The sequence below is a fragment of the Streptomyces sp. NPDC127038 genome (genome assembly GCF_042725875.1).
Lineage (GTDB): Bacteria > Actinomycetota > Actinomycetes > Streptomycetales > Streptomycetaceae > Streptomyces.
The window spans coordinates 259,491-280,713 of sequence record NZ_JBHXDQ010000004.1 but is presented as its reverse complement, the minus strand read 5'-3'; the positions used below and the strand labels follow the sequence as shown (position 1 = coordinate 280,713).

Here is a 21,223-nt window from a genome sequence, read left to right as displayed (position 1 = left end):
GGCCGCCGCGGCCCGCCGGTCTCCCCGGCGGCCCGCGGCCGGGCTCAGATCGACTTGGTCACCCGCAGGATCTGCCAGATCGCCCCGAACCTGGCCCGCCCGTGGAAGGCCAGATACTCGGGCAGCACCAGCTGCGGCGCCCACTTCTCCTTGTACGCGAGCTGGCTGGCCGAGGGGTAGACCTTCTCCCCGTGGTCGGCGAGGAACCGCATGAACTTCCCCGTCACGGGGCTGGCGGCGGAGACCTCGACGCCGGCGTCGAGGCAGGTGAACGGCGTGAATCCGAAGTGCAGCCACTCGGCGCCCTCCTTGCGGAAGGTCTCGATGGCCTGGGCGTTGACCGCCTCCATCACGCCCGGCGACACCGCGTTGTCACGCCGGCTCAGATCGTGCAGCCACCCCGAACGGGAGCCGTACGCGGGGGAGTAGGAGATGTACGAGACGACGGCGCCCTCGACACGGCCGACGAACAGCCGGCGCTCGCTCTGCGCGGCCCCGCCGCACTGGCCGACCAGGAACTCGATCTCCTTGACGTGCCTGCCCTTGCTGCGCAGCCAGCGCCGGTCGAGCGCGCCGATCTCCTCGGCGACCTCTTCGTACGCGACCTCGTCGATCGTCAGCCCGCTGCGCTTCGCACGGGAGATCTTGTTGCGCAGCTTCACGAACCTGGAGCCTTTGAGCGTGAACTCGGGCAAATGCAGGGAGAATGACGACCCGACCTGGTTCACGGTGAATCCGCAGCGGGCGTAGAGATCGGCGTCCGAGCGCTGGAGCTGGATCGCGCAGACTTTGCGCCGCTTGCCGCGCGCAAACTCCAGGAAGGCGTTCAGGACCTTCTCCTGCTCCTCCTCGGGCCCGAACACCCCGCCGAACTGGATCAAATAGCCGCCGGACGTGCGGTAGGCGACGAATCCCTCGGTGCCGGGCGCGAAGAAATACTCGGTCCCGGTGTTCAGCGCCAGGAAGGCGCTCGCGTTCTCGGCATACTTCCGCAGCGGCCGCACAACGGAGTCGAAGGCTACCGATTCCTCAGTCGTTGACATCTCGCTCCCCTGTCACCCGGCCCGACACGGAATCAATTCCGCATCCTTTCCCACGGATTCTCGGACCGGCGTCTTCGATACCCCTGAAACGACCGTCTCAGCTCCGTCTCAGGGCCCTCTCAGCGCTCGCTGAGAGATTACTGAGCGCAGTCGGAAGAAGAATGTGCCGACTGTTCGAAGCGTTAGCAGAAAGCGGGGACCGCGTGAACGGCACGCAATTGGCGGGGGGTGCGCCGCTCACCCAGGAGGATGTCGTCCTCGCCCCTGGGGCCTCGACGTATCTCTCCTATGTCGACGGAAAGAACATTCCGAGTACGGAATGGGTCTACGTCCTGGACGCAGCGGCACTGCTCGACGACGCGTTCACGAATCTGACCCTGAAGCGGAAGCTGGAGCGCGGCCAGTGGCACGGCGGCCCGGCCGGAAACCAGCTTCCGCCCACGATCGTCGCCCGGGTCGCGAAGGCGGACCGCGAGACCGTCGACCACGCCCTCCAGGCCGCCGCACGGGCCGGCCGCGAGTGGTCGGCCGTACCCCTGGACGTACGCCTCGAACAGCTCGGCACCCTCCTGCACGACCGGCTCGCCGAACGGGCCGAGGAGATCATCGACATCCTGGTGAAGGAGGGCCATCCGCTGGCGCTCGCCCGCTGGCAGGTCTCCGGGATGCTGGAGTGCTTCGGGCCCGAGTCGCTCGGCTTCTACCGCACCCAGATGCTCCAGGAGTTCCGGCACGGCGCCCGCGAGATCTCCGTGCGCAGGCAGCCCGACGGCGTCGTCTGCCTCAACCCGCCGCAGAACGCTCCGCTCTCCAGCGCCCTCCTCGGCGTGACCTCGCTCTTCGCGGGCAACGCCCTGGTCGTACGCGCCCCGCGCAGCGCGCCGCTCGGCGTCATGTACGTCCTGCACGAGGTGGTGGTGCCCGCGCTGGAGGAGGTCGGGGCGCCGCCCGGCACCCTCGGCGTGGTGTGCGGCGACCCGGCGCCGATGCTGAACGCCTGGCTGAACAGCCCGCACGTCGACGACATCATGTACTTCGGCAGCAGCGAGAACGGCCTCCGCTTCCAGGAGCGCTGCGTCGCCGCCGGCAAGAAGCCGATCCTCGAACTCGCCGGCAACGACGTGGTGGTGGTCTGGAAGGACGCCGACGTCCGGCTGGCCGCCGAGGCGCTCACCGAGAGCTTCTACGGCTCGGGCCAGCTCTGCATGATCCCCAACCAGGTCCTCGCCCACCCCGACGTCGCCGAGTCCCTGACCGCCGAACTCGCCCGCCAGAGCGCCCTGGTGAGGCCGGGACACGCCCGCGACGAGGGTGTCCTGCTCACCCCGGTGCTCAGGAACGAGAAGTTCTTCTCCACCCTCCAAGACGCCCTCGACGCGGGCGCCGAACTGGTCTGCGGCGGCCACGCGATGCAGCTCGACGGCGCCCGGGACGCCACCGGCATCTTCCTCGAACCCACCGTCGTCCTGGTCCGCGGCCTCGAAGGGGCCCGCGAGGTGAGGGCGGTGGCGCACGAGACCTTCTTCCCGCTGCTCCCCGTGGTCGCCGCGCTGCGCTCCGACGGCGACGACGAGGAACTGCTGGAGAAGTTCATCGACTGGGTCAACACCAACGACTACGGGCTGCGCAACTCCCTCTGGACTGACGACCGTTCGGTGATCGACCGGTTCACCGCACGGGTCACCAAGGGGGGACTGCTGAAGGTGAACGACTCGCACATCGGCTTCCTGCCCTATCTGCCCACCCACGGCGGCACGGGCCTGACCGGCGGCGTGTTCGGCGAGGCCAACTACCCGATCCTGCGCACCTCCCACGTCCAGGGGGTCAGCGTGAGCGCCCAGGGGCAGCGCCCCCGCGACGCCGTCTTCGGCGCCGGGTCACGGTGACACCGCCCCCACCGGTCCGCGGCGCGGGACTCCCCGCGTCCCCGTACCTCCGTATCCCAGAACACCAACGACCTTGAGGAAGCCCATGCGTTCCCTGGACGCGGCCCGGGAGATCTGCGAGAGCTATCTGCCCGGCCTGCTCAAGAACCTCGACGACATCCCGCTCGCCGACCTGGAGAAGCCGGAGAGCCCCGGCCTCGCCCACTTCCGTGCCGCCAAGGGCCCGGGGCTGGTGATCCCCAAGGAGTACCAGGGCGCCGGCGCGGACCCGCTCCAGGCCCTCGCGGTCGTACGGGCCATCGGCGCCGTCTCGCCCTCGCTGGCCGTCGCCACGACGATGCACCACTTCTCCGTGGCCACCCTCTTCACCCTGGCCGACTCCATCAAGAGCAGCGGCATGGAATGGGCGCTGCTCGAAGGCATCGCCGAACAGAACCTCCTGGTCGCCTCCGGATTCGCCGAGGGGAACCCCTCCCAGGGCATCCTCACGCCGACCATGCGGGCGGAGCGGGCGGAGGGCGGGTTCGTCATCAACGGCTCGAAGAAGCCGTGCAGTCTCTCCCGGTCGATGGACCTCCTGACGGCGAGCGTGGCCCTGCCCAAGCCCGACGGCGGCTCCGAGATGGCCGTCCTGCTCGTGCCGCGCGCGACCGACGGCATCAGCAGCCACCCGTTCTGGCAGAGCTGGGCACTGGCCGGTGCGGAGAGCGACGAGGTGCGGCTGACCGACGTGTTCGTCGACGAGCAGCTGATCATGCGGACCGAACTCGGCGCGGCCGGCGAACTCGACGAACTCCAGACCGTCGGGTTCATCTGGTTCGAACTCCTCATCTCCGCCGCCTACGTGGGCATGGTCTCCGCCCTGGTGGAGCGCCTGTACCGGTCGGGGCGCGGCAGCGACTCGGACCGCTCGAACCTGATCGCGAAGCTGGAGACCGCGAACCTGCTGCTCGAAGGCGTCGCCCGGATGGTGATGGACGGCGAGCGGGACAACGAGGCACTCGCCAAGACCCTGGTGGCCCGCTACGCCGTGCAGGACGCGCTCGGCGAGGCGGTGAACCGGGCCGTGGAACTCCTCGGCGGCATGGCCTTCATCGGCTCGCCCGACGTGGCCTACCTCGCCGCGGTCTCGCACGGGCTGACCTTCCACCCGCCGTCCCGCGCGAGCTTCCAGACGCCCTTCCTCGACCATGTGGCGGGCAACCCGCTGCGGCTGGGCTGAGGGGACACCATGACGCTCACTCCTCTCGCGCCGGACGTCCTGCCCGACCGCCATCAGCTCGGGCGGCTCTACCGCGACCGGCTCAGCAAGGGCCGCGCCACCCTCGGCGAGATGTTCGGCGGCCACGTCGAGGTCGCCTCCGAGGGCGCCCGGGTCACCACCAGCGACGGTCGGACCTTCCTCAACTGCGGCGGCTACGGGGTCTTCCTGACCGGAGCGCGGCACCCCGCCGTCATCCGCCGGGTGGCCGAACAACTGCACACCCACCCCGTCGCCACCCGTATCTTCCTCGAACCGCAGGTCGCGCTCGCCGCCGACGCCCTGGTGTCCGTCGTGCCCGAGGGCCTGAGCCGGGTCCACTTCGCCGGCTCGGGCGCCGAGGCGGTCGAGACGGCCATCAAACTGGCCCGCACCCTCGGCAGGACCCGGCTCGTCGCCACCGACGGCGGCTACCACGGCAAGACGATGGGCGCCCTGACGCTCACCGGGAAGAGCCTCTTCCAGGACCCCTTCCGCCCCCTGCTGCCCGACACCTCCCACGTGCCCTACGGGGACGCCGAGGCACTCAGGGACGTGCTCGCCCGCGTCCCCGGCGAGGCCTGCGTCTTCGTGGAACCCGTACAGGGCGAGGCCGGGGTGGTCATACCGCCGGCCGGCTATCTGACCCGGGTCGCCGCGCTCTGCCGGGAGTTCGACGCGCTCCTGGTCCTCGACGAGATCCAGACCGGGCTCGGAAGGCTCGGCACCTGGTGGGGCGCGGACGCCGAGGGCGTGGTGCCGGACGTGCTGCTCGTCGGCAAGGGGCTCAGCGGCGGCGTCGTCCCCGTCTCGGCGGTCGTCGCCACGCCGAAGGCGTTCAAGGCCTTCGACCAGGACCCCTACCTCCACACCTCCACCTTCTCCGGCGCGCCGCTCGCCATGGCCGCCGCACGCGGGGCCATCGAGGCGATCAAGGACGACGACCTCGTCGCCCGCTCCAAGGCGCTCGGCGAGGAGATCCTCACCGCGCTGCGCTCGATCGTCACCGGCCACTTCGGCGAGGTCGTCCGCGAGGTGCGCGGCCGCGGGCTGATGCTCGGCATCGAGTTCGCCGAGCCCGGCCCCGCCGGGGACCTGCTGATCGAGCTGATCCAGCAGGGCGTCATCGCCAACCACAGCCTCAACTCCCATCTGGTCCTGCGCCTGACTCCGCCCGCCGTGCTCGACAGCACGGACTTGGAGTTCCTCTACGAGGCGATGGACCGTGCCTGCCGCATCCAGGCGGCCCGCTACACACCGACCTCAGGAGGTGCCTGACCATGCGCAGCGCACAGGTCACGATCCGCGCCGTCGCCGTCGCACCCGCCGATGCGTTCGACCGCGTGAAGGACTTCGCCACCTATCCCGAACTCTCGCCCGTCGTCCGGTCCGTGACGGTCGATCAGACGGCCTCCGGACCCTCGGGCACGGTCGTCGAGGAGCACAGCGACTGGGAGGTGTACTTCCGCAACGGCATCCTGCGCTGGAGCGAGACGGACACCTTCGACCGCTCCGCACTGACCATCGACTTCACCCAGACCGACGGGGACTTCGCCGAGTTCTCCGGCACCTGGCGGGTCCGCGCCGACGGCGAGGACAGCCTGATCGACTTCTCCACCGAGTTCGACTTCGGGATCCCGAGCCTCGCGGGCATCCTCGACCCGGTCGCCGAACGGGTGTTCCGCGAGACGATCGGCCTGGTCGTCACGAGTCTGTTCCCCAAGGCCGAGGTCGTCGGCGACGAGGCACTCGTCCGGGCCGTCGAACTGGCCCGCGAGCGCGCCGCCGAGCTGCCGGCCCGTGAATCCGCACCAGCCGTGAGCGCCGTGGGAGCCCTCTGATGGATGCCAAGAACACCTTCGACACCCCCGTCACCTACCGGCTGATCCGCGCCGAGTACGCGGTGGGCCTGGCCGTCGCGGTCGGCTTCTTCTTCGCCCACATCACCGAGGTGCGCTGGGTGCCGGCGGTGGCCCTCTTCCTCTACATCGACCTCATCGGCTACATCCCGGGCGCGATCGCCTACCACCGCAGCCAGGACAAGAGGATCTCCAAGGTCTACTACGTCCTCTACAACACGATGCACAGCCTGGCCACGCAGACGATCGTCGCGCTCGCCTGGATCTGGCTCTTCGGCGCCGAGTGGGCGCTGCTCGTCCTGCCCATCCATCTCTTCGGCGACCGGGCCCTGTTCGGCAACCTCCTCAAGCCCTTCGCCCTGGACTTCGAACCGGTGGCGAACCCGGAGTTCGAACGCTTCACCTCCGAGCTCGCCGCCCCCGCCTCCGACCGCCCCCGCCTCGTCGAACAGTTCGAGGCGAGGTCGGCGACATGACCTCCGCGAGCGCGACCTCTCGCGCCACGGCGGCGCCCGACGCGCACGCCACGACCCCGCAGGCGGCCGCCGCGCGCTGGCCGGCCGGCAGCCGCACCGCCTCCGTCCGCGCCGCCACCCGCAAGTTCGCCACCGGGGTCACCGTCCTGACCTGCAGCCGCGGCGAGGGCACCCACGGCGTCACCGTCTCCACCCTGACCCTCGCCTCGATGAAGCCGCCGATGGTCTCGGTCGCCCTGCGCCGGGACAGCCAGGGCCTCGCCGCCCTGCTGGCCGCCGGCACCTTCGCCGTCAACGTCCTGGGCGGCCAACAGGACCCACTCGCACGGCACTTCGCCCGCTCCGACCGAGGCGAGGGACTCACCCGCCCCGGCCGCGGCGTCTGGGCGGGACACACCGCGGACGGGGTGCCGCTCCTCGGCGGCGCCGTCGGCTGGCTCCAGTGCCGGGTGACCCGCACCGTCCCGGCCGGCGACCACGAACTGGTCCTCGGCCTGGTGACCGCCGCCCGGCTCGGTACGGCCGAGACCCCGCTGCTCACCTTCGCCGGAAACCTGCACCGGTTCCCGGCCGCCTCCGCCCTGGCCACCGCCCCGCCCGACGACACGACCCGGAGCTGACCATGACCGACGCCACCACGGGGACGGCCCCCGACACCACCGTCCCGCCGGAAGCCGACTGGGACAGCGCGCCGTCGCTGGTCGACGGTGCCAACACCCTCGAACTGACCGCCGGGGAATGCGACCTGCGCTACTGGCTGCGCGCCGTACCGCAGGGCACCCTGCGCGGCAAGGTCCTCGGCCACGACGAGAACGTGACGCCGCACGAGGTGACCCGGCGCCCCGGCCCGCTGAACGAGGCGCTCACCCAGGAACTGGCGTTCCGTTCCATCGCCGAGGACAAGGCGACCCGGGCGCTCGGCCACATGGTCGCCCTGGCTCCCGACACCGCCACGATGGAGTTCTACGCGACCCAGCTGATCGACGAGGCCCGGCACGCCATGGTGTTCCGCAGCCATCTGCTGAGCCTCGGCGTCGCCGAGCACGACCTGTTCGCCACCATCGACAAGCTTGCCGCCGCCGACCGCGACGCCATGCTCGTCCCGCTGGAGAACCTCGGCCTCGAAGTCCTGCGCGACCAGCAGGACTTCATCGGGGGAGTGGTCGTCCTCACCATCCTCGTCGAGGGAGTCCTCGCACCCGCGGCACAGCTCTCCGAGCTCAAGTGGCGCATCTTCGACCCGGCCGCCGCCGACGTCGAGCGCGGTGCCGGCATCGACGAGATCCGCCACCTCACCGTGGGCAGTTCGGTCGCCCGCGAGCACCTCATCGCGCACCCCGAGGACAAGGACCGCATCCTCGAACTCATCACCCGGGGCCGCAAGCTCTGGGAGAACCTGCCCGTCAGGGAGATGACGCTGCGCCGCGAGACCCTCTTCCAGCAGGGCCTGGACGCGCACCGCGACATCGCGGGCGACTACGAGATCTGGCCGGGCCGCCGCCTCGTCGACACCACCGTCGAGGAGCGGGTGGGGACCGCCCACGACTGGTCCGAGTCCATGCAGCGCAAGCGGCTCGTCTACATGGGTCTGGAAGAAGCGATATGACCACCGTCAACGAGAGGGGGGTGCGGGGCGCGGGCGGCCCCGGCACCCTGGAGGAGATCACCCGGCTCGTCAAGGACGCCGGCCTGATGGACACCCGCCCCAGCTGGTACGTCTACAAGATCGCGTTCAACTTCCTTCTCCTGGCGGCGGGCTGGACCGCCTTCGCGCTGCTCGGGGACACCTGGTGGCAGCTCGCCGTGGCCGTCTTCCTCGGCCTGATGTTCGGCCAGACGGACCTGGTCGGCCACGACGCGGGCCACCGTCAGATCGTCAGGACCCGCAAGGCCAGCAACATCATCGGCTACATCCACGGCAACCTCCTCACCGGCGTCAGCTTCGGCTGGTGGGTCAAGCACCACACCGCCCACCACAACTATCCCAACCACCTCTCGATGGACCCCGACATCCTGCGCCGGCAGGTCATCTTCGAGGCCGGGGACCGCGTCAAGCGCACCACACCCTTCCAGCGGTTCGTGGTCCGCCACCAGTCCTGGATGTTCTTCGTCCTGATCACGCTGGAGGGCCTGCGCCTGCACATGTCGGGCTACGTGGCCGCGAGCAGGGGCGCGCTCACCAAGTACAAGAAGTCCGAACTCACCGTCATCACCCTGCACCTGGTGCTCTACGTCGCCGCGCTCTTCTACGTCCTGCCGCCGGGCAAGGCGATCGCGTTCCTCGCCCTCCACCAGGCCGTGTTCGGGTTCTACATGGGCCTGATGTTCGCGCCGAACCACAAGGGCATGCCGGTCCGCGACGGCGAGACGGAGGACCTGGACTGGCTCACCCGGCAGGTGGTCACCTCCCGCAACCTCAAGCCCAGCCGGTTCAGCGACTTCTTCTACGGCGGGCTCAACTACCAGATCGAGCACCACCTGTTCCCGTCGATGCCCCGCACCAACCTGCGCAAGGCACAGCCCATCGTGAAGGAGTTCTGCCTGCGCAGCGGACTGCCGTACGTGGAGGTGTCGATCATCGAGTCCTACGCCGAGGTGGCCGACTACCTCGACGAGGTCAGCGACGAGGTGGCGCGGCTGGAGAGCGGGGTCTCATGAACGGCACGGGCCCGGGCCGGGCGGCCGTCGTGTGCGGACTCGGCACCTGTGTCCCCCCGTACGCCCTGACCAACGAGGAACTGTCGCAGCTCGTCGACACCTCCGACGCGTGGATCCGCAGCCGCACCGGGATTGGGCAGCGCCACATCGCCGACCCCTCGACCGCGACGAGCGACCTCGCGGTCGAGGCGGGCGGCCTGGCCCTGAAGTCGGCCTCGGCACAAGGGAACGCGGACGCCGACACGGTCATCGTGGCGACGACCACCCCGGACCGCCCCTGCCCGGCCACCGCACCCCTGGTGGCCGCCCGCCTGGGCCTCGGCACGGTACCCGCGTTCGACGTGGCGGCGGTCTGCACCGGCTTCCTGTACGGGCTCGCCACCGGGGCGGGGCTCATCGCCACCGGCACCGCCCGGCGCGTGCTCGTGATCGGCGCCGAGACCTTCTCCCGCATCCTCGACCCCGAGGACCGCGCCGGCCGCGCGATCTTCGGCGACGGCGCCGGAGCCGTGGTGCTGCGCGCCGGGGAACCGGACGAACCGGGCGCGCTCGGCCCGTTCGACCTGGGCAGCGACGGAACCGGCAGCGACCTGATCACCGTACGCACCGGGGGATCCCGTCTCCCGTACGCGACGGCGGGGGACGCGGCGGACCCGTACTTCCGGATGAACGGCAAGGCGGTCTTCCGCAACGCCGTCGAGCGGATGACCGAGTCCTCCCGCCGGGTCCTCGACCGCACCGGCTGGACCGGGGGGCGGCCCGACCTGGTCGTGGCGCACCAGGCCAACCTGCGGATCCTGTACGCCGTCGCCGACCGGCTCGGCGTCGACCGCGCCGACTGCTTCACCAACATCGACCGCGTCGGCAACACCGCCGCCGCGTCCATCCCGCTCGCCCTCGGCGACGCCGACCGCTCCGGCGCCCTGAGCGAGGGCACCCGCGTCCTGCTGACCGCCTTCGGCGGCGGCCTGACCTGGGGCGCGTGCACCTTGACCTGGCCGGACATCCAGCCCGCCTGACGCGGCGATCACCAGCGATCGGCCGCGAACCCACCACCATCACAAGGGGATTCAGCCATGAGCGACGTCTACAACCGCATGGTCAAGCTGCTTCAGGCCGGCTTCGGTCTGGAAGCCGACGAGATCAGCCCCGAACAGACCTTCAACGACCTGGAGCTGGACTCCCTCGCCATGGTCGAACTGTCCCTGGCCGCCCAGGAGGAGTTCGGCGTTCCGGTGAACGACGAGGACATCAGCTCGCAGGACACCATCTCCCGCGCGGCCGAGGTCATAGAGGCGAAGGGCGTGACCGTCTGATGGCGGGTACCTCCCGCTTCGACGCCGCCGTCACCGGGGTCGGGATGGTGACCGGCGCGGGGATCGGCGTCCCGGCGTCCTGGGAGCGCATCCGTGCCGGAGAGGGCACGGCCGCCGGTCCGGTCCCCGCGCTCGACGGCACGCCCGCCGACTTCGGCTGCGCCGTGCCGGACTTCGACCCGGCCCGGGCCGTCGGCAGGCGCAAGGCCTGGCGCCTCGACCGGTGCAACCAGTTCGCGATCGCCGCCGCCGCGGAGGCCCTCGCGGATGCCGGCCTCGACCCGTCCACCTGGGACGGCACCCGCGTCGGCGTCGTCCTCGGAAACGGCATCGGGGGCGCCGCCACCTGGGAGAAGCAGCACAACCTGCTGCGCGACGAGGGCCCCCTCAAGGTCTCGCCGCTGCTCATCCCGATGCTGTCCATCAACATGTCCGCCGGCTACGTGGCGATGGAGTGCGGGGCGTACGGCCCGAACTTCGTGACCGCCACCGCCTGCGCCTCCGGGACGACCGCGATCGGCATGGCCCGCGAACTGCTCCGCAGCGGCCAGTGCGACATCGTGGTGACCGGCGGCACCGAGGCTCCGCTCGTGCCGTCGATCGTGTCCGGTTTCAGCCAGATGGGAGCCCTGTCCAAACGCCGTGACGACGTGGCCACGGCCTCCCGCCCCTTCGACGCCGACCGCGACGGCTTCGTCCCGGCCGAGGGCGCCGCCGTCCTCGTCCTCGAACGCGCCGAGCACGCGAAGGCCCGCGGCGCCCGGATACGAGCCCTGGTCAGCGGGTACGGAGCCTCCGCCGACGCCCACCACGCCACGGCCCCCGACCCACAGGGCGCCGGCGCCGAACGGGCCGTACGCAGCGCCCTGGCGGACGCCGGGGTCACCGGCGCGGATGTCGGCCACGTCAACGCGCACGGCACCTCCACGCCCCTGAACGACGTGTCCGAGGCCCGTATGATCCGCCGGGTGGTCGGACAGCATCCGGCGGTGACCTCCATCAAGGGGGTGGTCGGTCACGCACTCGGCGCCGCGGGGGCGATCGAGGCCGTGGCCACGGTGCTCACGATCGAGAACGGTTTCGTGCCGCCCACCGCGAACCTGGAGAGCCTCGATCCGGAGGTCGACCTGGACGTGGTGGCCAAGGCGGGCCGTGAACTGCCCGTCGAGATCGCGGTGAGCAACTCCTTCGGGTTCGGCGGCCAGAACGCCGTCCTCGTGTTCAGCAGGGCCTGACGTCGAACGGGAGCCGAGGAACGTGTCCGAGCAACGCAGATGGCGGGTCGAGGAGAGCGTGCTGGTGCACGCTTCCCCCGAGCGGACCTACCGCACGATCAGCGACGTACGGAGGATGGGCACGTTCTCGCCCGAGTGCTTCCGCGTCTGGGTGCACGGCCGAGGTCCGGTCACCCGGGGGACGAAATTCACCGGCTTCAACCGCAAGGGCCCCTGGCTCTGGTTCACCGACTGCCGGGTCGTCCGCGCCGAGGAGGGCCGCGACTTCGCCTTCCGCGTCACCAGTTTCGGCCTGCCGATCGCGCTCTGGGGCTACCGGTTCACGGCCGAGGGCGACGACACCCGGGTCACCGAGTACTGGGAGGACCTGCGCACCGGGCGCAAGGGGCGGCCGGCCGAACTGCTCGGATTCTTCACGGGCACCAGGCCGGAGGTCCGGCACGAGGCGAACGCGGCGGGCATGCGCGCGACGCTGGGGCGGCTGAAGGCCGCCCTGGAACGGTGAGGAGCCCGGAGCAGAGGTGAAGGGGTACGCCATTTCCCCGTCGGAGGCCACCGGCGGGGAACCGGCGTACCCCTTCACCGCGTCCCGGGCAGGCCCCCCAGCGTCCGCACCACGGCGGCCGCCGCCACCGCGTGCCCGCGGCTGCTCAGCCGCCACGGCCGCGCGCTCCACAGGTCGGCGGAGGACGCGCCCTCGTGGGCGGCGAGATCGACGTGCACACAGCCGTGCCGCAGCGCCACCGACTCGATCCGCTCGGCCAGCAGGCGCTGGCGCGCGCGTACGGCGGTGAGCCGGCCCGCCGGCACCTGGCCGGTCCTCGTCAGATCGAACGGGCTCACCACCAGGACCACTTGGCAGGTCGCGCCGCGCAACGCGGACAGGATCCTGCTCAACTCCAGCTCCATGGCGTCCGGGTCGAAGGACTGCGCCCTCAACTCCGGCCCACCACAGGTGAGGAACGCGAGATCGCCGGCGAATCCGAGGGCGTCCCCGAGCTGTGTGGAGCGGATGTGGGAGAGCGGAAGATCCCGCCTGCCCCGCGGATGGAGACAGGCGAACTGCGGATCCGTCTCGCGCAGCGCGGCGGCGACGCGGTCGGTCCAGGTCGCGCGGGCCCAGCCCGGCACGACGGTCATCCCGGTGGATTCGGTGGTGCTGTCGCCCAGCACCACCGCCCGGCGCCAGCCCGCGCCGGCGAGCAGCCCGGCGGCCTCGCCCGGAGCCAGGCACTGCGGATCCTCGTGCTCGCCCGCCACGGCCGCGGTGACCTCCCCGGCCGCCGCGGGCGCGGGGCCGCCCGGTGTGCCGGAGCCCCGCCGTTCGGTCCCTGCCCGTGTCCGTACCCGGCCTCGTCCCTGCTCCGGTCCAGCCATCGGTCGTGCCCCCCTCTCGCCCGGCGGCCGCCCGCTCTCCCGGGAGCGGGCAGGCCGCGTCGACGCGTCCGCGTACGGCGGACGCGCCTCGTTTCTCAGGACTCCCGCGGCGCCCGCGCGATCCGCCGGAGCCGCTCCGTGTGCCCGGGGATGTGGTCCTCGGCGCGCATGCGCACGATCTCGCCCCAGGGCACCGCCCCGCTGAACAGTTCCTGGCCCGCGTCGCCGACCAGCCGCACCGCGACCGGTGTGGCCTGCTGATCCTGTCGTATCCGGGCGACCAGGCCGACGAACTCGGCGGCATTGCGGCGGACGAGTTCGACCAGGACGTCGCGGTCGACCGTGGACGTCAGTTCCTCGATGGCCTTCGGGTCCATGGCGGGGCCGTTGTCCAGTCCCGCCTCGGCGCCTCCCAGCACCTGCCGTGCCGTGGAGGACAACAGCCGGTCGCTCAGGGCGATATGGGCCAGGGTCCAGTCCGTGCCGCGCTCGCCCGGCAGGGGCGACTCCCCGCCGCCGGGTGCGGAGTCCCGGCCGTCGGCCGCGGATTCCCGGCCGCCGAGCGCGGCGCCGGTCGCGGCGGTGATCAGGCCCGCGTAGGCCTCCTCCAGAACTGCGGTCTCCATCGCTGTGCCCTTTCGGGTGTCTCGGACATGGCCGGCCGCACGGGGGCCGGCGGGTGGGCGCCCGACGTGGTCGTCGGGCCCCGCGAGGGCCAGGCGCACCAGCCGCCGGACCTCCTCGGGACCCAGGGTCTCCAGCCGGTGCAGCAGGTCGACGGCCTCCGGATCGCCGCCGTTCGCGAGGAACTTGGCGCGTGCCAGCGTCGCGTGGTCGACGCCGTCGGCGCCGCTCGCGGCCCCCACGGCGCTGTGCCGTTCGGCACGCAGTTCGCGGCCGTCGCGCAGCCGGACGGTGACCCGCGCGCCGAGGTTCTTGGTGGCCCACCGGAAGTCGGTCTCCGGTTCCAGCCAGGCGGGTGGCAGGGTGTCGGCGGCGTCGGTGTCGATGGCCCGTACCCAGGCCTCGGCCCGCTCGCCCGCGCGGCGCAGCGCCTGGCCGAGCGGGGCGGTGGCGAGCAGCGCCTGCCGGCTGAGCGCCGGATCGTGCTCGACGCGTACCCGGGCGGCGACCTCCCAGCGGTCGGGGCGGTCCACCGCCGGGTGCGCGAGGTCGGCGGGAAGCAGGGAGCCGGTGAGCAGGGCCGTGGCGACGTTGTACGGGAGGGAGAAGTTGAGGGCGGCCACGCTGGAGCCGGGGCCGATCCGGTGCCGCCGGGCGATGCGGTCGAGTCCGGCGGTGAAGATCGAGCCCTCCACGACGACCTCGGCGATGTCCCCTGCGCCGGACCCCTCCAGCGCCCCGTGCAGTTCGACCGCGCAGTCGACGGCGGCACTGGTGTAGGCGCTGCCCGGATGGATCTTGTACGAGAAGGTCTCCGTGTGCCAGAGGCTGCCGAGCCCGGCGAGTGCCTCCTCGGGCAGCGGTATGTCCGCGAACCGGTGCAGGAAGCCCTGCGGGTGCTCCAGTACGTCCTCCGGCCCGGTGAGCCCGAACCGGGCGCCGTCGCAGGCGCTCAGCCCGATCTGCACCGGCACCGCGGCGACCAGCAGCTTGGCGTCCGTGCTGTAGAAGCCGCGCGCCAGGCTCCAGGTGGGCACCGAGAACGCCATGCCCAGCGCGTTGGCCCAGATGTCGGCGCAGGCGTTCTCCGCGCGCAGCCGACCGGCGACCGCACCCGCGAGATGGGTGTGGCCGGCGGTCTGCCCTCGGAACGGTCCGAGGGTCGCGGCGGCGGTGACACGGGCGGCGGTCTCGTTGGCCGCGAGGACCGAGGTCAGCAGCTGCCGGCCGTCGAGGCCCAGCGAACCGGCGTACATCAGCGGCACGTTGACGGTGGAGTGCGACAAGTGGCCCGCGTAGGCGGTGTCGTCGAAGTCCAGGCAGAGGGTCGCCATGGAGAGCGAGTGCACGGCGTGCTTCGGATCGTCCTGGAGCGGGTTGCCGTAGGCCTGGGTGATGCGCCGGCCGAGCGGGTGCGCGTACCCGGCGCGGGCGGCGCCGAGCTGGCTGAGGATCTGGCTCTTGAGGTGCGCGACGACCCGGTCGGGCGCGTCGTCGAGGTCGAGCCGGCTGCCCCAGCGGGCGAGCCGGCGGAAGACGGCGGCCGAGGCCGGTGCGCCGGTTCCGTCCGGTCCGCCGCCGGGCCCCTGGGGGAGGGCGCCGGAAGCGTCCTGCCCCGGGGGGAGGGCGTCCGAAGTGTCCTGCCCCGGAAGGAGGTTGTCCGGAGTCGCCTGCGTCGGGGGAGCCGTTTCGGGGCCCGGCATCAGGAGTGCTGTCCGGCGGTCTCGACCGGGAGGCCGTCCTGGCCGGGCTCGCCCACCGCGGCGGAGTCGGCGCGGGCGGCCGGCTGCCGGCCCTTGAGGAAGATCAGCGCGAACAGGCCGCCGACCAGGGCGCCGGCTCCGGCGATCTCCATGGCGAGGTGCATGCCCTCCACGTAGACCGGGCCGACCGCCTCCATGACCTTCCCCCGGATCGCCGGCGGAAGGCCGCCGATGCGGGACAGGTCGCCGTCACCGAGCAGTTGGACGGCCTTGGCCTGCGCCCGGGCGGGCACGTCGGTCTTGGCCAGGGCACCGGGCATGCCGTCCCGCAGATGGCGCAGGAGCAGGGCGCCGGCGAGGGCGACACCGAAGACCGTACCGACCTGGCGGAAGGTGTTCGAGACGCCGGAGGCGGTGCCGGCCTGCTCGGCCGGAACCGATCCGAGGAGCGCGACCGTGGCGGGCGCGCCGGTGAACGAGACGCCCACGCCGAGGAGGGCGAGCGACCACCAGTAGCTGCCGAAGCCCGAGCCGACCTCCAGGACCGTGAGCCCGAAGAGGCCACCGGCGGACAGCACGGAACCGATCGCGATCGGCAGCCGCGGTCCGACCTTCGCGGCCACGATGCTGGCGGCGAACGACGCGATCATGATCGGCACGGTGAGCGCGAGGAACCGCACCCCGGTCTCGATCGAGGTGAGCCGGTTGATGCTCTGGAGGTACAGCGTCAGCAGGAAGATCGCCGCGAACAGGCCGAACAGGCTGAGGAAGTTGACGATGCCGGCGACCACCACGATCGGGCTGCGGAAGAAGCTCATCGGCAGCATGGGGTCGGGGTGGCGCAGCTCCCAGAGCACGAACAGCAGCAGGGTCACGACCGAACCGGCGAACGACCCGAGGATGATCCCGGACGTCCAGCCCTTGCTGTTGCCCTCGATCAGCCCGTACGCGAGTGCCGCGATCGTCGTGATGAACAGCAGCTGTCCGACGAGGTCGAGCTGCCGCTTGCGCGGGGAGCGGTTCTCGGTGAGGAGCCTGGCCAGGACGACGGTCGCGATGACACCGACGGGCGCGTTGACCCAGAAGATGCTCTGCCAGCCGTAGTGGTCGACGAGCACGCCGCCGAGCACGGGGCCGGTCGACAGCGCGATGCCGCCGACGCCGGCCCAGATGCCGATCGCCTTGGCGCGGGCGGCGGGGGCGGTGTACGCGGCGGAGACCAGCGCGAGCGAGACCGGGATCATGATGGAGCCGCAGACGCCCTGGAGGGTGCGGCCGACGAGCAGCGCGCCGATCGAGTTCGACAGGGCGCAGGCCACGGAGCTGAGGGTGAAGCCGATCAGGCCCGCGAGGAAGATCTTCTTGCGGCCGAGGATGTCGCCCAGCGTGCCGGACGTCAGCAGCAGACACGCGAACGTCAGCGTGTACGCGTCGATGATCCACTGGAGCTGGGTGATGTCCGTGGACAGGTCTTCCTGGATGCCGGGCAGCGCCACGTTCACGATCGTGGCGTCGAGATAGACCATGAACACGCCGAAGCAGAGGAAGGCGAGCAGAAGCCCTTTCCGCTGTTCAGGGGCGGTGGTGTCGCTCATCGCGGTTCCCTCGTATCAAAGGTTGGGGGACGGTCTCGGGGACGGTGAGGGGGGCAGGTGCGTCCGTGGTGTGTCCGTGGTGCGTCCGGGTGCGAGGTTGTTCGAGGCTCAATGACCGGCGGTCAGTCGGCTCTTCGAGGTTAATGACCGACGGTCAGTCAGTCAACTGACCGGCGGCCAGTCAGTGGGGGAGGTAGATTGGAACGGCGATCCCCAGGAACCTGACGGCGGATCCCCGGACAGGAGACGAGCCCATGGCGACGGCAACAGAGACGGACCCCGGCAAGCCCGCGCGCCGCAAGCGCCGGACCATGAGCCCCGACGACCGCCGCTCGGCGCTGATCAAGGGCGCCTCCGAGGTCTTCAGGGAGAAGGGCTTCGCGGCGGCCACGGTCGCCGAACTGGCCGAGGCGGGACAGGTGGCCAAGGGCACCTTCTACCTCTACTTCGACTCCAAGGACCATCTGCTCGGGGCGATGTGGGAGGAGTACGTCGACGGCTTCCTGCGCGACACCCGCGCCATGCTCGACGAGGGCGGCGCCTGGTGGCCGAGCCTGGACCGGCTGATCCGCGCGATGGTCGAGCACGCCGTCGAGAACGCGGCCCTGCACCGGATCGTCTACCGCTCCGCCAACGCCAAGGCGCTGGAGCTCTGTCACGCCTCCAACCAGCGGGTCGTGGACCTCATGTGCGACTTCGTCGCCCGCGGCTCCCTGGTCGGAGCGTTCCGCGCCCGTGACACCGGCCTCGCCTGCCGCCTGGTCTTCCACGCCGCGGACGGCCTCCTCGACGACCTGATCAGCCGCGACGAGCCGATCGACCTCGAAGCGGTCACCGCGTCCATCCTGGAACTGGCCCACCGCGGACTGGGCGATCCGGACCTCGACTGAACCGGGAGGTCCGCCGGCGGGAAGCGGGGCGCGTCCGGAGAGGGCGCGCCCTGACTCGTCTCTGACGTCCTCTGTCGCCGCCCATGGCACCTTCCTGTCCGCCCATGGCACCCCCTGCCCGTCCATGGCGGCCCCCGCCCGTCTATGGCGCCCCACCCGTTCTCCACCAGCTGTTTCATCCAAGGGCGCCGTGCTGCGAGTGCCCTGAGGTGTTCGTCTCAGGGAAATGTCAGGCGGCTGCGGAAGAGTCTGCGGTGCACCGGGGAACGGACGAGAGCCCGCCGACCGGAGCGTGGAGAGGTACCCGAAGCGGCCCAACGGGGTACCGAGGCAACTTGGTTCGGGTTTCGGCCCGCGCAGGTTCGAATCCTGCCCTCTCCGCAGCGCGTGCCCGAGCGGCGCCGCCGGACCCCGGCGGCGCCGCTGTGTTGTCCACCCCGGCTTGGAGTGCCCGTCGTCATGAGCGCCCCGTTCACATCGGTCCTGGTGATAGCCAACCCCGCCTCGGGTACGTACCTGCCCGCGACGGCGGAGGCGGTGCGGCGCCGGTTCGCCGACGCGGACCTGACCGTCACCCTCGCGGTCACCGAACACGCGGGCCAGGCGCGCAAGTTGGCCACAGAGGCGCTGGCGCCGGGCGGTCCCGACCTGGTGGTCGCGCTGGGCGGCGACGGGACGGCGCACGACGTGGCGGCGGGGTTGGCGGACGGTGCGGGCTCCGCGACCCGCCCGGGCTCGGGTCCGGCGTCCGCCCCGTCGCCCGCCCTGCTGATCCTCCCCGCCGGTACCGGCAACTCCTTCTACCGCGAGATCTGGGCCGACCGCCCCTGGCAGGAGGCCCTCGAACTCGCCCTGACGGCTGCGCACTTCCGTGCGATCGACCTGGCGCGCGTGGCGGAGAACGGGGCCCTGGCCCTGCTCGGCGCGTCCACCGGCGTCGTCGCCCAGTCCCTCATCACGGCCCGCGGCATCACCGACGCCGGCCGCGAACGGTACGAGAAGGCGGTCGCCGCGTCCCTCCGTACGTTCACCCCGTACCCGGGCCGGGTCCTCGTGGACGGCGAGGTGGTGCAGGAGGGCCCGACCGTCTTCGCGAACATCGGCGGCGGCCGGCACCGCGGCGGCCGGTTCAAGCTGCTGCCGGAGTCCGTCATGGACGACGGCCTCCTCGACGTGTGCGTCGTCGGCGCGGCCCTCCCGCTGCGCGAACTCCCGGCCCTCTCCCGCGACGGCGGCCACGTCGGCCGCGAGGGAGTGGTCTACGCCCGCGGCCGCAGCATCACCGTCGAACGCACCGACGGCCGGCCGCTGGTCTTCGAGTACGACGGTGACGTACTGGAGACTCCGGGGGAGCGGTTCACGCTGGACGTGCTGCCGGGGGCCCTACGTGTGGTGGCACCGTCGCCCGAGGCATAGCCGGCGAACCCCCGCCCCGCACCCGGCACCATTCCTACGCCCGCTCTCGGTCGGCGCCACCGGTACGCGGTCCAGGCGCACGAGAGCCCCGCAGGGAACGGATCCCGACGGGGCTCACGGACGCGCAAGTGGCCAGGTACAGAGTTAAGTCTGTCGGGAACGCTACGCCATCCTGATGGAGGTCCCTCAGGCCTGCTGAGCGGGTTTGGCCTCCCGTGCCAGCTCGACGGCCGCGACCAGGCTCAGTCCCGGCAGTTCCTGGCGCAGGGCCCGTACCGCCGCCACTTCATGGGTGACCGGGTCCACGCCGTCACGCTCCAGGATCCCCCGGGCCCACCGGACCCGCGGTTCCCCGCCCCGCTCCGCCAACTCGTCCAGAATCCGCGCGGCCCGGAGCAACCCGGGAGCTTCCTCCGCGGAAGCGTCCGCCTGGGCCTGGCGCACCGCGTCCCGTGCGTCGTCGAGATCGCTGAGCGCGATCAGATGTACTTCCTTCTTGCCGAACACTTCGTTTCCCCGTTTCTCGCAGGTCGTAAGCCGCCGCCCGAAGAACATCCGGACAGACGAACTCCCGTCCACGCTACAGGCGTCGACGAAAACGCCCTCCGCCGCGCGGTCACCGAGGTCAGTGACTCCACTGGCGCCGTCCCGGTGAAGGCGTGCTCGGCTGGCAATGTGTCAGGCACAGCGATCGGGAGACCGCCCGGCCGATTCCGCAGTCCCGTCAAGGTGTCGCGATACTCCGCGCCAACCTCTCAACGTCGTCAGCGGCAGGCTGCCGGCACCGGGCGGGAAATGGCGAGGGCGGACTGTCGGCCACGACTGAGCGGGGAACTACCCGTCTCGCAGTGCCCAGCTAAACACCGCCTTTCGCACTGGTTCCGGGAGCATGAGCACCTGTGGTTCAGCTTCCACCCAGCCTGGTTCCTTCGTCCGCTTGGCATGCTCGATGTGATCGCGATCGATGGGAAGACTGTGGTCCAGCCCTGCCCCGTCCTCACCTCTCACGGTGACCCAGAACAGGTGATCCTCGCCGTTTTCTCGTAGCCGGAACACGATCTCGATCGCCATCCGTTCGCGATCCAGCGTGGCTATGCATTCGTCGAGTCGGTCATTGAGCATGCGCATCCATCGGTCGGCCTCAGCCTCGGCGCCGGGTTTGACCTTGGCACGTGACAGCTCAACGACCAGACCGGACGGGATGCCCGCAGGGCGATCTTCACTCATGAGCGGGCAGTTTGTCAGAACGCTCTTCCGAGGGACCTGCGCTCTATGGGCGGTCCGTCAAGAGAGGCCCGGGCGCCTGACATCAGCACCTGACACCAACAGAGATGGACCGAGCCGGAGGAGCGCGGCCTCCATCGGTCACGCCATCCTGGCGAGGCTTGCATCCCTCCGGCCTCCAGGGGGACCACGATCGACCTGATAAGGATGAGGCCAGACCTCAAAGGCGGCATCCCTGCGGGGCGTCACCCTCGGTCGAGGGGTGGCGCCCGTCGGCTGACTCGGCCCTCGCGACTCGGCATCCGGTTACGCGATCTTCCAAACTGGCGACCCGGCGCGAAATCCGAGACGGTCTGTCGCCCACGCACAGCCAGGTAGTAGAAGCGAGGGGGGCTTTCGTCGGCGGTAGGTCGGGTGCATGATGATCCAATGACTTCACGGCTGAGCACCCGGAGTACGTGGTTGCTCGTGCTGCTCTTGTGGTCGAGCACACTGACAGCCGCCCTGGCCGGTATTGCATTCGACCGGAACTTCCTTGAACATCCCCCTCTGAGGCCCTTCGCCTCTCAGCTCCCTATGACCGTGGGCGGCACTTTCTTCGTCGCCGTCGCTAGCGCCAAGGGGTTGCGTCGTAGACGACGGCAACAGGAGCGATGAGGTGGAGCCGGTTGCCCTACAGCA

The 21,223-nt window shown here is 71.0% G+C and carries 20 protein-coding genes and 1 tRNA gene; 15 read left to right on the top strand and 6 right to left on the bottom strand.

Annotation, left to right across the window (positions count from 1 at the left end):
• Positions 1–44: 44 nt before the first annotated feature.
• Positions 45–1,043 carry a bifunctional lysylphosphatidylglycerol flippase/synthetase MprF gene (locus ACFWI4_RS05285; protein WP_387191175.1) on the bottom strand — a complete coding sequence of 333 codons (999 nt, stop codon included), beginning with the start codon at positions 1,041–1,043 and terminating at the stop codon, positions 45–47.
• 203 nt (positions 1,044–1,246) lie between these two features.
• Between ACFWI4_RS05285 and ACFWI4_RS05280 the strand changes: the two genes are divergently transcribed.
• The 12 genes from ACFWI4_RS05280 (at position 1,247) to ACFWI4_RS05225 (ending at position 12,218) form a co-directional block, all read left to right on the top strand.
• A complete protein-coding gene (locus ACFWI4_RS05280; RefSeq protein WP_387191173.1) occupies positions 1,247–2,929 on the top strand; it encodes an aldehyde dehydrogenase family protein in 1,683 nt (560 codons plus the stop codon).
• Positions 2,930–3,014: 85 nt separating this feature from the next.
• Positions 3,015–4,151, top strand: a complete 1,137-nt coding sequence (locus ACFWI4_RS05275) for an acyl-CoA dehydrogenase family protein (protein ID WP_385403209.1) — start codon at positions 3,015–3,017, stop codon at positions 4,149–4,151.
• Between the two features lie 9 nt (positions 4,152–4,160).
• Positions 4,161–5,447, top strand: a complete 1,287-nt coding sequence (locus ACFWI4_RS05270) for an aspartate aminotransferase family protein (protein WP_385403211.1) — start codon at positions 4,161–4,163, stop codon at positions 5,445–5,447.
• 2 nt (positions 5,448–5,449) lie between these two features.
• A complete protein-coding gene (locus ACFWI4_RS05265) occupies positions 5,450–6,010 on the top strand; it encodes a type II toxin-antitoxin system RatA family toxin (protein WP_387191171.1) in 561 nt (186 codons plus the stop codon).
• Complete coding sequence (locus ACFWI4_RS05260) at positions 6,010–6,504, top strand: hypothetical protein (protein ID WP_387191169.1); 495 nt, start codon at positions 6,010–6,012, stop codon at positions 6,502–6,504. Before ACFWI4_RS05265 ends, ACFWI4_RS05260 begins: the two co-directional genes overlap by 1 nt.
• On the top strand, positions 6,501–7,124 hold the full coding sequence (locus ACFWI4_RS05255; protein WP_387191167.1) for a flavin reductase family protein: 624 nt from the start codon (positions 6,501–6,503) through the stop codon (positions 7,122–7,124). The genes ACFWI4_RS05260 and ACFWI4_RS05255 overlap by 4 nt, the downstream gene beginning before the upstream one ends.
• Before the next feature lie 2 nt (positions 7,125–7,126).
• Entirely contained in the window at positions 7,127–8,110 is a 984-nt protein-coding gene (locus tag ACFWI4_RS05250; protein WP_387191165.1) for a VlmB-like protein, read from the top strand.
• Positions 8,107–9,162, top strand: coding sequence for a fatty acid desaturase family protein (locus ACFWI4_RS05245; protein WP_387191163.1), 1,056 nt, complete (start codon positions 8,107–8,109; stop codon positions 9,160–9,162). Before ACFWI4_RS05250 ends, ACFWI4_RS05245 begins: the two co-directional genes overlap by 4 nt.
• Positions 9,159–10,181 carry a beta-ketoacyl-ACP synthase III gene (locus tag ACFWI4_RS05240; RefSeq protein ID WP_387191161.1) on the top strand — a complete coding sequence of 341 codons (1,023 nt, stop codon included), beginning with the start codon at positions 9,159–9,161 and terminating at the stop codon, positions 10,179–10,181. Before ACFWI4_RS05245 ends, ACFWI4_RS05240 begins: the two co-directional genes overlap by 4 nt.
• A 57-nt stretch (positions 10,182–10,238) precedes the next feature.
• Entirely contained in the window at positions 10,239–10,478 is a 240-nt protein-coding gene (locus tag ACFWI4_RS05235; RefSeq protein WP_355984380.1) for a phosphopantetheine-binding protein, read from the top strand.
• The gene (locus tag ACFWI4_RS05230) at positions 10,478–11,713 is read left to right on the top strand and encodes a beta-ketoacyl-[acyl-carrier-protein] synthase family protein (protein WP_385403230.1); all 1,236 of its coding nucleotides are present in this window, start codon (positions 10,478–10,480) and stop codon (positions 11,711–11,713) included. Before ACFWI4_RS05235 ends, ACFWI4_RS05230 begins: the two co-directional genes overlap by 1 nt.
• A 22-nt stretch (positions 11,714–11,735) precedes the next feature.
• Positions 11,736–12,218, top strand: a complete 483-nt coding sequence (locus ACFWI4_RS05225) for an SRPBCC family protein (RefSeq protein ID WP_387191158.1) — start codon at positions 11,736–11,738, stop codon at positions 12,216–12,218.
• Between the two features lie 74 nt (positions 12,219–12,292).
• Here ACFWI4_RS05225 and ACFWI4_RS05220 read toward each other — a convergent pair whose 3' ends face one another.
• The 3 genes from ACFWI4_RS05220 to ACFWI4_RS05210 all read right to left on the bottom strand — a co-directional run bounded on the left by ACFWI4_RS05220 (position 12,293) and on the right by ACFWI4_RS05210 (position 17,012).
• A complete protein-coding gene (locus ACFWI4_RS05220; protein WP_387191156.1) occupies positions 12,293–13,090 on the bottom strand; it encodes a GDSL-type esterase/lipase family protein in 798 nt (265 codons plus the stop codon).
• A gap of 95 nt (positions 13,091–13,185) precedes the next feature.
• A complete protein-coding gene (locus tag ACFWI4_RS05215) occupies positions 13,186–15,417 on the bottom strand; it encodes an MmgE/PrpD family protein (RefSeq protein ID WP_387191154.1) in 2,232 nt (743 codons plus the stop codon).
• Positions 15,417–17,012 carry a DHA2 family efflux MFS transporter permease subunit gene (locus ACFWI4_RS05210; RefSeq protein ID WP_387191152.1) on the bottom strand — a complete coding sequence of 532 codons (1,596 nt, stop codon included), beginning with the start codon at positions 17,010–17,012 and terminating at the stop codon, positions 15,417–15,419. Before ACFWI4_RS05210 ends, ACFWI4_RS05215 begins: the two co-directional genes overlap by 1 nt.
• Before the next feature lie 254 nt (positions 17,013–17,266).
• Here ACFWI4_RS05210 and ACFWI4_RS05205 point away from each other — a divergent pair, with 254 nt between their 5' ends.
• The 3 genes from ACFWI4_RS05205 to ACFWI4_RS05195 all read left to right on the top strand — a co-directional run bounded on the left by ACFWI4_RS05205 (position 17,267) and on the right by ACFWI4_RS05195 (position 19,318).
• A complete protein-coding gene (locus tag ACFWI4_RS05205) occupies positions 17,267–17,902 on the top strand; it encodes a TetR/AcrR family transcriptional regulator (protein WP_387191150.1) in 636 nt (211 codons plus the stop codon).
• A 294-nt stretch (positions 17,903–18,196) separates the two neighbouring features.
• Positions 18,197–18,283, top strand: a tRNA-Cys gene (locus tag ACFWI4_RS05200).
• Positions 18,284–18,361: 78 nt separating this feature from the next.
• Positions 18,362–19,318, top strand: coding sequence for a diacylglycerol/lipid kinase family protein (locus ACFWI4_RS05195; RefSeq protein ID WP_387191148.1), 957 nt, complete (start codon positions 18,362–18,364; stop codon positions 19,316–19,318).
• Between the two features lie 186 nt (positions 19,319–19,504).
• On the opposite strand, the gene ACFWI4_RS05190 is transcribed toward ACFWI4_RS05195, so the two are convergent.
• Together ACFWI4_RS05190 and ACFWI4_RS05185 are read right to left on the bottom strand one after the other, a co-directional pair.
• Positions 19,505–19,825, bottom strand: a complete 321-nt coding sequence (locus tag ACFWI4_RS05190) for a hypothetical protein (RefSeq protein ID WP_387191146.1) — start codon at positions 19,823–19,825, stop codon at positions 19,505–19,507.
• 327 nt (positions 19,826–20,152) lie between these two features.
• The gene (locus ACFWI4_RS05185; protein WP_387191144.1) at positions 20,153–20,545 is read right to left on the bottom strand and encodes a DUF6176 family protein; all 393 of its coding nucleotides are present in this window, start codon (positions 20,543–20,545) and stop codon (positions 20,153–20,155) included.
• Positions 20,546–21,223 lie beyond the last annotated feature (678 nt).